The 12,622-nt window shown below is 37.1% G+C and carries 10 protein-coding genes and 1 other annotated feature; of the genes, 2 read left to right on the top strand and 8 right to left on the bottom strand.

The window, feature by feature from the left end; genetic code table 11:
- Window position 1: 1 nt before the first annotated feature.
- The 3 genes from dnaG to ccpN all read right to left on the bottom strand — a co-directional run bounded on the left by dnaG (window position 2) and on the right by ccpN (window position 3,506).
- Window positions 2-1,834 carry a DNA primase gene (gene dnaG, locus LS41612_RS08125; protein WP_029747262.1) on the bottom strand — a complete coding sequence of 611 codons (1,833 nt, stop codon included), beginning with the start codon at window positions 1,832-1,834 and terminating at the stop codon, window positions 2-4.
- A 208-nt stretch (window positions 1,835-2,042) separates the two neighbouring features.
- Window positions 2,043-2,855: a pyruvate, water dikinase regulatory protein gene (locus LS41612_RS08120; protein WP_024363021.1), complete on the bottom strand. Its 813-nt coding sequence runs from the start codon at window positions 2,853-2,855 to the stop codon at window positions 2,043-2,045.
- An 18-nt stretch (window positions 2,856-2,873) separates the two neighbouring features.
- Window positions 2,874-3,506 carry a transcriptional regulator CcpN gene (ccpN, locus tag LS41612_RS08115; protein WP_024363022.1) on the bottom strand — a complete coding sequence of 211 codons (633 nt, stop codon included), beginning with the start codon at window positions 3,504-3,506 and terminating at the stop codon, window positions 2,874-2,876.
- 137 nt (window positions 3,507-3,643) lie between these two features.
- Window positions 3,644-3,820: a binding site (T-box leader), on the top strand.
- A 166-nt stretch (window positions 3,821-3,986) separates the two neighbouring features.
- Here ccpN and LS41612_RS08110 point away from each other — a divergent pair.
- Complete coding sequence (locus LS41612_RS08110) at window positions 3,987-5,372, top strand: glycine--tRNA ligase (protein WP_024363023.1); 1,386 nt, start codon at window positions 3,987-3,989, stop codon at window positions 5,370-5,372.
- Between the two features lie 175 nt (window positions 5,373-5,547).
- Here LS41612_RS08110 and LS41612_RS08105 read toward each other — a convergent pair whose 3' ends face one another.
- Entirely contained in the window at window positions 5,548-6,315 is a 768-nt protein-coding gene (locus tag LS41612_RS08105) for a GNAT family N-acetyltransferase (protein WP_029747263.1), read from the bottom strand.
- A gap of 110 nt (window positions 6,316-6,425) precedes the next feature.
- Window positions 6,426-8,144: an HD-GYP domain-containing protein gene (locus tag LS41612_RS08100; protein ID WP_024363025.1), complete on the bottom strand. Its 1,719-nt coding sequence runs from the start codon at window positions 8,142-8,144 to the stop codon at window positions 6,426-6,428.
- A 734-nt stretch (window positions 8,145-8,878) separates the two neighbouring features.
- Between LS41612_RS08100 and LS41612_RS08095 the strand changes: the two genes are divergently transcribed.
- The gene (locus LS41612_RS08095) at window positions 8,879-10,306 is read left to right on the top strand and encodes an S-layer homology domain-containing protein (protein WP_024363026.1); all 1,428 of its coding nucleotides are present in this window, start codon (window positions 8,879-8,881) and stop codon (window positions 10,304-10,306) included.
- A 29-nt stretch (window positions 10,307-10,335) separates the two neighbouring features.
- Here the strand turns inward: LS41612_RS08095 and recO are convergent, their stop codons facing one another.
- The 3 genes from recO to LS41612_RS08080 form a co-directional block, all read right to left on the bottom strand.
- Entirely contained in the window at window positions 10,336-11,130 is a 795-nt protein-coding gene (recO, locus tag LS41612_RS08090) for a DNA repair protein RecO (RefSeq protein ID WP_024363027.1), read from the bottom strand.
- A gap of 171 nt (window positions 11,131-11,301) precedes the next feature.
- Window positions 11,302-12,219, bottom strand: a complete 918-nt coding sequence (gene era / locus LS41612_RS08085; RefSeq protein WP_024363028.1) for a GTPase Era — start codon at window positions 12,217-12,219, stop codon at window positions 11,302-11,304.
- Window positions 12,206-12,619, bottom strand: coding sequence for a cytidine deaminase (locus LS41612_RS08080; protein ID WP_029747264.1), 414 nt, complete (start codon window positions 12,617-12,619; stop codon window positions 12,206-12,208). The genes era and LS41612_RS08080 overlap by 14 nt, the downstream gene beginning before the upstream one ends.
- Window positions 12,620-12,622 lie beyond the last annotated feature (3 nt).

The following is a 12,622-nucleotide window of genomic DNA, read 5'->3' as shown; positions in this document are numbered from 1 at the left end:
GTTAAATCGCCGATAACGATTTTCTTAAATGAATAATCTGTTGGGCGATTTCAAGTGCACGCGCATACTCGTGCATCTTCTCCGCTTCCTTTGACTCATGCATCTTTTGATGAATTTCCTGCTCAATTCTATATTTTTGAAGCTGTCGAATAGAATCTGTAACCTCTGACTCTGCTTGGTCTGGATCCCTTTCCACTAAAGCAGCTTCCATCACAATTTTGCGTAATTCAGCGTCATCTAATATCTCGACAAAGCGCTGATAATCTGGATGACCATATTCCTCATAAAATCCTACCAATCGAACAAAAACTGCCATATATGCATCTCGTACAAAAGGCTCTTTTTGCTCACTACGTAATACCCTGTCCACTACATCTATATTATGAAGCATATGAGCCAGTAATAAACGTTCGGCACGTTCTGCTGCGTCCATAGGCTTTTGTCGCTGCGTGACTGGCATCGAAGGTGTATGCGTTGGCATTTCCACTTTCGCAGTGCGTACCTGATTTGCCTCTAGTTTTCGGAATTGGGCATAAATTGCTTCTTCCGAAATCGTTGTTTCATTCGATAGCTGTCGGATATACAAATCTCGTTCAATCGGTGAGGAGCTACCCACTAATTGTTCGAGTACTTCTTGAATATATTGAAGCGTATCATTTTCAAACTGAAAATTCTTATTTCGTCTAGCATGCATCATCATAAAAGCAATATACGTATGTGGGTTTTCCAAAATCTGTTCCTTAAAAGCCTGTCCACCTAGACTTTGAATATACTCATCAGGATCTAGTTTATCTGGTATCACCGCAATATTCACTTTCATGCGCTCCGTTTGTAATAACTGTGCCGCTCGTTTCGCCGCATCAAATCCAGCATTATCACCGTCATAGCAAATCGTAACTTGCTCTACTAAGCGCTTTAGCTTTGTGATATGCTGATTCGTAAGCGAAGTACCCATTGTTGCTACGGCATTTGTTACACCAACTGAAGTTGCAGCTAAAACATCCATAAAACCTTCCATCAACACTACTTGACGATTTTTTCTAATAGAGGTTCGTGCTTTGTCTAGGTTATATAGCACTTCACTCTTTTGAAAAATTGGTGATTCTGGACTATTTAAATATTTTGCCTCTTCACCTGTCGATGACAGAATTCGCCCTGAGAAGGCAATAATTTTACCGTTCTCATCACGAATTGGAAACATAATACGTCCCCGAAAACGATCAAAATAGCGTTCTTCTCCTTCACGTTTGATTACTAGACCACTATCTGCGATTTCTTGTAAGTTATAACCTTTTCTTTCAAGCAATATCGTTAATGCATCAAAGCTTGGGAGAGACCATCCAATGCTATTAGATTCGATAAGTTCCCTTGTAAATCCTCTTTCTAGCAAATAATTTAAAGGCTCTTCCCCATCTTCTGTGTTCAGCAATAAATGATGAAAAAAATCTGCCGCAAAAGCATGTGCTTCTTTCATCCTTTCTTCCGCTTTTGAAATCTTTGTCGTCGCTTGAGGCAAAGTTGGACCAACATCTAAATGTACACCCACACGTTCACCTAGTTTGACGACTGCATCTGGGAAAGAAATCCCTTCGATATCCATGACGAAAGTAATGGCATTACCGCCTGCACCGCAACCAAAACAATGAAAAATCTGTTTGTCGGTTGACACAGAAAAAGATGGCGTTTGTTCTCCATGAAAAGGACAGAGACCAAACCAATTGCGCCCGCGCTTTGTTAGCTGCATATATTCGCTAATAACATCGACAATATCCGATTGTGTACGAATCTGCTCAATCACTTCTTCTGGTATTTTCCCTGCCAAATTCATCACCATCTTTAATTTACGTTCTAGAACACAATTCGATATCCGTTTTAAAAATCCTTTATTTCTCGACAAAAAAATAGGATTTTTCTCTTTTTAAATATTTTTACCACAATTTTATTATTATAAAACAAAAATTAGTATTTATCTATACCAATTTCAAAACCCACTCAAAAAAACCGCCTCTACTACCCCGAGGTGGTTTACACAATTTGGTTTCTTATTTACAACTTGCTAGCTGTTCAATAATAATATTCGCTGTTTCCTCTACAGCTTTATTTGTTACATCAATCACTTTACAACCTATTTTCTCAACAACTTGTTCAAAATGTTGAATCTCCTCTAAAATACGGACATGCTGAGCATAGATGGCATCATCATTTAACCCTAATGTCATTAATCTTTCTTTTCGTATTGAATTTAATTTATCAGGAGAGATAACTAAACCAAAGCATTTCTTCGGATCGATTTTAAATAATTCTTCTGGTGGCGCGACCTCCGGGACTAATGGTACATTTGCCACCTTATAACGTTTATGTGCTAAATACTGTGAAAGAGGCGTTTTTGATGTACGTGAAACACCCACAAGTACAATATCAGCTTGCAATAAGCCTCGTGGATCTCTGCCATCATCGTATTTCACCGCAAATTCTATCGCCTCAATTTTTTTAAAATAGTCGTCATCAAGTTGATGCACAATGCCCGGTGTCTCTAATGGCATTTCTTCCATAAAGGTTGCCATCGATTTCAACGCTGGTCCTAAAATATCTACAGCATGTACTTTTTCTTTCTCACATAAATCATGTAGTAATGTACGCATGTCTTGTCGAACAAGTGTATAGACAACAAATGCCTTCTGTTTTGCAGCGAGGCACACAATTTTTCGAACAAGCTCCTCTGTTTGAATATGTGGAAAGCGCCGAATAATCGTATTTTCCAAGCCTGGTCGGAACTGGCTAATTACGGCTTTGGCTACTTGATCCCCAGTTTCGCCGACTGAATCAGATACAACAAAAACTCGTAGTCTTTTCATGCTGTTCCCCTTCAATTTTTAGACATTTTGCGCAAGCGACAGGAAAGCACGTGTAATGGTCGTTTTAGTAAGACGACCTACAATCGTCAATCCACCCTCTTGTGGTTCGATTACCGGTAATGAATCTACTTCTCGTTCTATTAGCTTATTAGCTGCAACAACTAACGAATCGGATCTTTCACAGTACGAGATATTTGGCATTCGTGTCATAATAATATGTACAGGAATTTTATTTAAATCCTGCGTGCCAATACTTGTACGCAGTAAATCTTTACGAGACAGAACACCTGTCAAAAATTCGTTTTTATCGACAACGAAAAGGGTCCCGACATCCTCTGAAAACATGAAGCAAATGGCATCATACACCGTCATTGTTTCAGGTACAACAACAGGTCCAGAGTGAAAATCTTTAACTTTTAAATTGTTAATGCTATCCGTTAATGTTACGGATGTTTTTTTACCAGAATAGAAATAACCAACTCTTGGTCTAGCATCTAAAAAGCCAGCCATTGTCAAAATGGCTAAATCTGGTCTTAAAGTCGCTCTTGTCAGATTGAGACGTTCTGCAATATGTTCCCCTGTTATCGGGCCGTTCTCTTTCACAATTTGTAAAATGTCTTCCTGACGTTTATTGAGTTCGATTGGACTCACCGCCTCAAATCTAATAGTGTTATACTTATGCTCAATTATTATATACTATTTTAATGGTTATTGCGAAGAAAAGAACTACATGCTACAATATTGACACAGACGCTTGCTCTCCATGTATTTTCGAGCAATCTTGCGTTATACAGGCGATGATAGGAAAAAAGTATCTGTTCATTTATTTAGCGAGTAGAAGATGGTGAAAGTCTACATAGCAACAGAGAAAGGCACTCCTTGAGCTAACTTTTTGAAAAGAGGTTTTAAACAAAGCGTTTAAAACAATCAGGGTGGAACCGCGGGTATTAGCACTCGTCCCTGGGCATTTTCGTGCCCGGAGACGGGTGCTATTTTTATTTTGGATATGGCGAATTCTTATTTTCAACAAATATGAGGGTAATCTATCATGATTGTTGTCTATCTATTCGTCCTATCAGACAGTTACGTTTCACTCAAATGCAAGGAAAAATTACGAAGGAGGCTATTATTATGGCTAACAAATCAATGGAAACAATTGTATCTTTAGCAAAGCATCGTGGCTTTGTCTTCCCGGGTTCTGAAATCTACGGAGGTTTAGCAAATACTTGGGATTATGGTCCACTGGGTGTGGAATTAAAAAACAATGTCAAAAAAGCTTGGTGGCAAAAATTTGTCCAAGAATCTGAACATAATGTTGGAATCGATGCGGCTATCCTGATGAATCCAAAAGCATGGGTTGCATCTGGTCACGTTGGCAACTTCAACGACCCAATGGTAGACTGTAAAGCTTGTAAAGCGCGTCACCGTGCAGATAAAATCATTGAAGATGCTGCGCTAGCAAAAGGTGATGAAATTATCGTTGATGGTATGACATTCGATCAAATGAAAGAAACAATGGTGAAATACGATGTTGTCTGCCCTGATTGCGGCAAAGCAGATTTCACTGATATTCGTCAGTTCAACTTAATGTTTAAAACATTCCAAGGTGTAACAGAATCTTCAACAAACGAAATTTACCTTCGTCCAGAAACAGCACAAGGAATTTTCGTTAACTTTAAAAACGTACAACGTTCTATGCGTAAACGTACACCATTTGGTATCGCACAAATCGGGAAGTCTTTCCGTAACGAAATTACGCCAGGGAACTTCACATTCCGTACTCGTGAATTTGAACAAATGGAGCTTGAATTTTTCTGCAAGCCTGGTGAAGATCTTGAGTGGCATGCCTATTGGAAAGAATTCTGTAAAAACTGGTTGTTAAACTTAGGTATGAAAGAAGATTCTATGCGTCTACGTGACCACGAGGAAGATGAATTATCGCATTACTCAAATGCAACAACTGATATCGAATTTAAATTCCCATTCGGCTGGGGCGAGCTTTGGGGTGTAGCTGATCGTACAGACTACGACTTAAAACAACATATGGAACATTCAGGCGAAGATTTCACTTATATTGATCCAGTAACAAACGAGCGTTATGTACCATATTGTATCGAACCATCTTTAGGTGCTGACCGTGTGACATTAGCATTTTTATGTGACGCCTATGATGAAGAAGAGCTTGAAGGTGATGACAAACGTACAGTATTACGTTTCCACCCTGCTTTAGCACCATTTAAAGCAGCTGTTCTTCCACTTTCTAAAAAATTATCTGATGAAGCTGCAGATGTATGGTCAGCGTTACGCAAATCATTCCCTGTTGATTTTGATGAGTCTCAATCAATCGGTAAACGCTACCGCCGTCAAGACGAAATCGGTACGCCATTCTGTATTACATTCGATTTCGATTCAAAAGAAGATGGTCAAGTAACTGTTCGTCATCGTGATTCAATGGAACAAGTACGTATGCCAATCGCTGATGTGAAAGCATATATCGAAAAGCATCTTCAATTTTAATTCAAACGATTAGTTAGGTTTTAAGCAAAGGAAACGTGTTAGATTGATTACAGTCAATCTAACACGTTTTTGCTTCGGCGATGCTTTTTGTGGGCATACACGTAAGCTGTAACACTAGTGTATGTCTAGTTGTTTACAATAGTCACTGCCCACTTCCGCTTTTAAAACTAGCGCTCTAATTACCATCAATTGGATGAAAGGCTTTTAAACGCTTTATCGCCGAATGCACAGTAAGTCGATGAAAGGCTAGTAATTTTCCTTTATAGATGACTCCATAGACACCATAAGGCGTAGGAGAAAGTCTGACTAATTCTTCTCTATTTTGCACATCAATGATTTCAGCATGAATGCCTAGTTTTTTTGCAGCCTCTACAACATTATCCGTTGCAATATCTACAAAGGGACATTGAGGGGTTCGGAATATTGTTAGCTCCTGATAAGATGCTAGCCGCTTATCCCAATCGTTCGGAAAATATGGATTTGGTGCATTTCTGAACTTATAAACAAGCAATTCAAATCCATTTGGTGCCTGCTCTACTTCTTTAAAGTTATGTTTCAAAAAAATTTGCTTACTCGGAACCCACGAACTATTTGCGTTTGTAATGACAATGACACCTGATTTCTGTTGTTTCTTTGCATCTTCTATACAACTATCAATCAATTTCGAGGCATAGCCCTTTCCAGTAATACTTACCCACAAACAATGAATCACAACATAGTTTTCACCAAACACAACCCTTGAAGAATACTCAATCGGTGTATACTCAATAAAACCTGCCTGCTTATTATTGTCCATTATTTTTATATACTTTAATCCTTCATGAAATCTTTCATAAAGCCAGTTACTTTTATTTATATATCCTGTAGCATGTGGATTACTGCGTAGACAAAAGCATCCACTTTGAACAATATTTTGTTCATTCAATTCGATGATACTATCAATTGCCAATCGAACTCCCCCTTTAAAATTGCAACTGCCTTATCTAATCCCTCTTGCAAGCTTACAAAAAAAACCAAATCAACTGTTGATTTGGTCGTCATAAATATCTTGCTTTATGCTTTTAACGATATAAATAATCGCTCTTGCATTTTTTCTTCAAATAGAAACTTTTTCATACTCATCCCTACTAAGTTTACTAACAGTTCCTCAATATCACTTAGAGAGTAATAGAGAAATGTCCCTTCGCGCATAGGACGCACTCGTCTGTCTATCGTCAATTCTTCCTCAATAAAATAGGCAACATTGACTCCACAATGCTCCATTAGTTGCGTAATGCGCTGGTCATCTCCCGGATTGATAAAGAATGGTACAATTTTGTCAATATACAAAATACTCTGAACAAGTTTGATGAAAAAATTTTCTCGAACAGCCGTTTCAACAACTAAAATAGTTGTTTGCTCATGCTGATAATCCATGTACAAAACATTTAATTGTTCTTCCAACAATTTATTTAATATGAGTATGGAATTTTTATATTTCTTCATATCAGTTTGTATTTCTCTCGTTAGTAGTCGAAGAATACGAAAAGCTGGGAGAAAAATTTTTAAAACAATTTCTTTCGGATGTAAATGGTCAATCAATTTATTGAAATGTACCCTTAAAGAATTTTCATCATTTCGTATCAACTGCTCGATAAATAAATTAAAAATCTCCTCAAAACTATTGGCACGATAATCAATCATTTTAACAATTTTGACACTATAATTCAGTGGTAAGTTCATGGACGTTTGTTCATCTAGTAACTTTACTTTCGGCAATGTTGGGAACATATCATAGACAAGCTCTACTTGAGCACTACGATTATCTGATAGTAACACAACTGAGTTTACAGGATAGATGCCAAGACATTCTACAAATTTGTTCATAAACTTTTCATTATATAAATGCCGATCACGATATAGAACTGCTAAAGCATCCGTCGCACCATATCCAGAATGATATACACGCTTTGAGGTCATTGCAGAATAGACATCAATAATTTGTAATAACTGAACACCTTCACTCATATCATCTGCACACAGTTGGTTAGGGTACCCTTTTCCAGCAAAGCGTTCGTGGTGATCGCGCGCCAAATAGGCAATATCAGCTTCACCATTTTCTATAAGAAGCTCGTAGCCTTTCGTCGTATGTGTTTTGACTATATCAAATTCATCTTCGGACAGTTTTCTTTTTACACTTAAGATTTCTTGTGGAATAAAAACTTTGCCGATATCGTGAAATAAATAACCTCTGGCAAGCATCTCAATGTCCGTTAAGCCTAATTGTCTTGCAAAAATTGTTCCAAGAACAAAGACATCAAATGAATGGACAAATGAGTATTCATCCCACTCCTTTAAACGCATAAGCAAATCGTAGCGACTCTTTTCTGCTAAAATCCGTTCAAATATACCTCTGACATATGCCGTATCCTGCGTACTTTTTAATATTTGACCATAACGTAATTCATGTACAACATTTTCTAACGTTGACATAAATAGATTACTGACCGCTACTTGATATTCATCTATCTCTTCATTTTTCTCCAACAGTGGTGCAAAAATATCTTCGTACTCCATTGTACGTTGTATACTTAAATCATGAACAATTCTTACTGAATCTGATGATAGATAAACTGACAATTCTTCTACTCTTCTAAGTTTAAGTAATGCAATAATTCTTTCAGTTAGCACTAAATCTTTTTTAGCTAATAGGCGATACTCGGAAAAAATATCTTCTGCTAAAATATCACCGGCTTCTACTTCATCAATACATAATATCACTTTTTTTAGCATTTTATCAGCCACACACGCATGGTTAGAGCATTATGTGACCTCCCTCCCTTTTCCATAGGACTGCATTAATCTAATAACGTACAATAGTACGTTTTGCTGATAGAGGCATGGTTTTAAAATAGTTTGAAATTACATTCCTAAACTTTAATTCGCATAATTATACAAGAATAATTAATATTACATTTCTTTGTATCTTTACAATATCATAGGTTAAAATGCCTTTTCAACTAGTATATGGGGCTTAAATGATTAGTTAATACTATGCATATATTATAAACCGGCTAAAAATTAGTTATTTATTCTTATTTATTTTATTTATTTTTATCGATATTCAGGCAATGTTATATTTCATTTGACCTATTTAAAAATATAGATAAATGTATATTTATAAAAAATAACCATTTTTCTATTAATATAAAGAATGGCTTAAAAAACAAAAAATTTCTCACTAAATGTTATCTACTAATCTTTTTTTCCTAGTAGCATAAGCTCATTGCTATTTATATCTCATAATTCCCATTTTATAGTGGATAATATTCCCTCTATTCTCACCTTCAACAATTTGTTATAAATATATTATTATAGTTAATCTTTTGTGTTAAAGTACGTATTTTTAACAATACATAGTAATACCAACCATTCGCAATCAATCGTCCGGAAGTTTGAAACTGTACATAGGAAGGATCTTTACTAGAAAAAAGCAAGCTATAAAAATGGACATTGGAGGAAACAAATTGAATACACATCGTTTTTATCAACTGGTTATGGCAACAACTATCGCAACGAGCGCCATTGTCATAGCACCCCCAGCATATGCTGCTTCATCATTCCCCGATATAAATCCCTCAACAGAGGAAGGGAAAGCAATCATAAACTTAGCAGAGCGTGGAATTATATCCGGCTACCCAGATGGCACGTTCAAGCCCGCAAATTTTATTACCCGTACACAGGCTGCCAAAATTTTAGCAGGCATTTTACATCTTGATACTGTTCATGTAAAAAATCCTAACTTTAAGGACATTACTCCTGACAATGAAAACTACGGTGCCATCGCTGCACTAGCAGAAGCAGGGATTATCCGAGGCTCTAATGGGTATTTCAACCCAACGAAACAAATTACACGAGGTCAATTGTCGAAAATGATTGTCAAGGGCTTTGATTTAACAATTACTGATGATATCGATATTCCCTTTACAGATGTAGAAGCTGGCAGTGAATATGAGCCATATATTCAAACATTATTTTCTAATAACATTACAAAAGGCACGACATCGACTACCTTTAGCCCTCAAAGCTATGTAAAACGTTCTCAACTGGCTTCTTTTGTAGTAAGAGCAGAAAACACTCAACATAATGCTACGATTTCTGCAAGTCGTTTTAACCAAGATTATATTTTCGCTTCTTATGGTGGAATTGAACCGGCAGAGGATATTTTCACATGGGATGACGAAGAGATGATGACAAATACCATTACGATTAAGCCTTTAAAAGAAGGTACTGGTAAATTAGTCATTTCTGGTTTTAGCGAAGAGACAGAAGAGTTCACAGATTTCTTTTTCTTAGTTCATGTAAAAACTGTAGACGGTAAGCTACAAACAACGCTTGAAGAAGTAAAGGAAGAAGACTATTTAGAACATCTACCGCTCAACTTAAATGAAACGGATTTAACGTTCGCACCTACAGAAGTAAGTATACAAACAGCCGATGGACAGGCTTTATCTTCGGATTCCTATGCACTAGAAACGAAAGATAATAATACAACACTATCGATTTTTAAAGATGGACAATACTTATTAACTTTCACAAATGGTACCCAACAACAAATAATGGCGGCTGATGTATATACGTATGATTTTGTACGTAGTATTGACCTTTACGAATTAACCGACGAACTAACATTTACAAGCGATTATTTATCATTTGAACCAGTACAAGTTGCATTAGAAGATTTAGATGATGGTTCTGATCCAACTTACAAAGTACCAGTCAAAGCAGTACTTAATGGAAACAAATTGATTGTAACACCGTTAGCAGAGGGCAATGCCATGATACATGTAACTGGAAAAAATGGAGAAACTGCATATTTAAATGTTGAATTTATGAAAATTGCAGGTAAATGGGCAACTTATTACGATTTATACGATGATATGGAAGACTACTAATTCATTATGTAAAAAAGCCAGAGGGTACATTAATTGTCCTCTGGCATTTCTGTTTTATCTGTAGATGGTCTTAACTGTAATTCAGGCGTTCTTTCTAATTGCTCAATAAATTTTTTTGTTTTAAAGCGGATTCCAGTTTGTTCTTCATAAATCGTTGTAATAATTTTTTTTATGAAATATTTTGTTTCTTTTTTCAATTCCAGCTTACCAATCTGATCAATTGGAACGGTATAAAACATTCGGATTAACTTTAACTGTGTTGGTGTTAGGCGAATAATATATGGATCATGCTGATAACAGCGGTGGCATAAGAAACCTCCTTGTGCAAAAGAAAAGGCAAATTCCCCATCCACTGCACCACAAGAAGCACAAGCATGGAGTATCGGTTGCACACCCGTATAAGGGAGCATTTTCCACTCTACAAAAAGGGTAATAGCTTCCGGATCATAGCCATCTTCAATTGCTTGTAATGCTTGCAAGAGTACTTCAAATGCAAAAGGTTCTGCTTTTCCCTCTTCCACTACACGTTCCACTAGTTCCATAATATAGCTCGCATAGGCTGTCGCTATAATATCCTCACGTATATGACGCATTGAATTGAGATGCTCTCCCTGTTGCAAAGTGCCCATACCTGTATGATGCTGCACCATAAACATGCCATATGTAAAGGGCTGTGTCACAGCTGATAATCTGCTTGAAGGTTTTTTGGCCCCTCGCGCCATCGTTGCTACTTTACCAGCTTCTCGCGTTAGTAGCGTCACAATCTTATTGGATTCCCCGTACGCACGCACCTTTAGCACAATACCTTCCCATTTATAAAGCATCCATCCCCCTCCTTTTTTTCAAGTTTTCCATGAAAATAGAGCTCTCCAAACATATTTGGACAGCTCCATTTTCCCTTCTTCTGAATCAAGCATTACTTCAACTAACACTTGTCCACTGCAATACTCGATACGGTAGACTTCAGTTGAAACAATTAAGCCCTACGAAGAAAATTAATATTCATCATCGCGGAATCCAAAGTCACGAAGATGTGTCGATTTATTACGCCAATCCTTTTGCACTTTTACCCATAGCTCTAAATACACTTTAGAACCCAATAACATTTCGATATCTTTACGAGCTCGGATTCCTACTTCTTTCAGTAATGCTCCACGCTTCCCAATCACAATGCCTTTTTGAGAATCACGCTCTACAATAATTGTCGCGGCTACACGAATTTTTCCTTCGTTTTCTTCATCACGACGAATTTTATCAATGACTACTGCAATGGAATGCGGAATTTCCTCACGTGTTAAATGTAACACTTTTTCACGAATCAACTCGGAAATGATAAAGCGCTCGGGGTGGTCTGTTACTTGATCGGCAGGATAATATTGTGGGCCTTCAGGTAAATATTTAGTAAGTGTTACTAGTAAGTTTTCAACATTATTACCTTGAAGTGCTGAAATCGGCACAATTTCCGCAAAGTCATAACGTTCCTTATAACTGTCGATAATACCCATTAATTCATCTGGGTGAACTTGGTCGATTTTATTTATTACTAGAAACACAGGCGTTGGATTACCTTCGAGCATTTCTAAAATAAATTCGTCACCTTTTCCAAGCTTTTGCTCCGCATTTACCATAAACATGATAACGTCCACTTCACGCAATGTATTTTTAGATACTTTTAACATGAAATCGCCTAGCTTATGCTTTGGCTTATGGATTCCTGGTGTATCAATAAAAATCATTTGGCTATCATCTGTTGTCAGTACACCTTGTACTTTATTTCGTGTTGTTTGTGGCTTATCGCTCATAATGGCAATTTTTTGACCAATGACTCTGTTTAAAAATGTAGATTTCCCAACATTTGGTCTTCCAATAATTGAGATAAAGCCTGACTTATAGCCAGTATTATTTTCCAGCATTCTCTAAATCCTCCGTTGTAAATGCAAACGGTACTAATTCGCCAACTGACGTTACCGTGACATCACCTTTTAAATTTGTTAAATAGACAGGCATTGTTGGTGGGCAAAACTCCACCATCACTTGGCGACAAGCTCCACAAGGCGCACAGGGTCCTTCCGTATCCGCTACAATCGCAATTGCCTCAAAATCATAAACACCTTCTGAAATGGCTTTAAAAAACGCCGTACGCTCCGCACAATTCGTCATACTATAGCCAGCATTTTCAATATTACAGCCGTGGATGATATCGCCATTTTTAGTCAAAAGCGCAGCTCCCACTTTAAATTTTGAATAGGGAACATATGCCTTCTCGCGTGCTTTTTTTGACTCTTCTAGTAATGCATGCATATCTATCTTCATCTA

It is taken from the genome of Lysinibacillus sphaericus (genome assembly GCF_002982115.1).
Lineage (GTDB): Bacteria > Bacillota > Bacilli > Bacillales_A > Planococcaceae > Lysinibacillus > Lysinibacillus sphaericus.
Note: the sequence above shows the minus strand (reverse complement) of the source record. Positions and strands in the feature narration are given on the sequence as shown.

Excerpts from the sequence above, each read along its gene's own strand:
- dnaG (WP_029747262.1), bottom strand. The coding sequence starts at position 1,834 with ATGGTGATGAATTTGGCAGGGAAAATACCAGAAGAAGTGATTGAGCAG.
- era (WP_024363028.1), bottom strand. The coding sequence starts at position 12,219 with ATGCTGGAAAATAATACTGGCTATAAGTCAGGCTTTATCTCAATTATT.
- LS41612_RS08110 (WP_024363023.1), top strand. The coding sequence starts at position 3,987 with ATGGCTAACAAATCAATGGAAACAATTGTATCTTTAGCAAAGCATCGT.
- recO (WP_024363027.1), bottom strand. The coding sequence starts at position 11,130 with ATGCTTTATAAATGGGAAGGTATTGTGCTAAAGGTGCGTGCGTACGGG.
- LS41612_RS08100 (WP_024363025.1), bottom strand. The coding sequence starts at position 8,144 with ATGCTAAAAAAAGTGATATTATGTATTGATGAAGTAGAAGCCGGTGAT.
- LS41612_RS08080 (WP_029747264.1), bottom strand. The coding sequence starts at position 12,619 with ATGAAGATAGATATGCATGCATTACTAGAAGAGTCAAAAAAAGCACGC.
- LS41612_RS08120 (WP_024363021.1), bottom strand. The coding sequence starts at position 2,855 with ATGAAAAGACTACGAGTTTTTGTTGTATCTGATTCAGTCGGCGAAACT.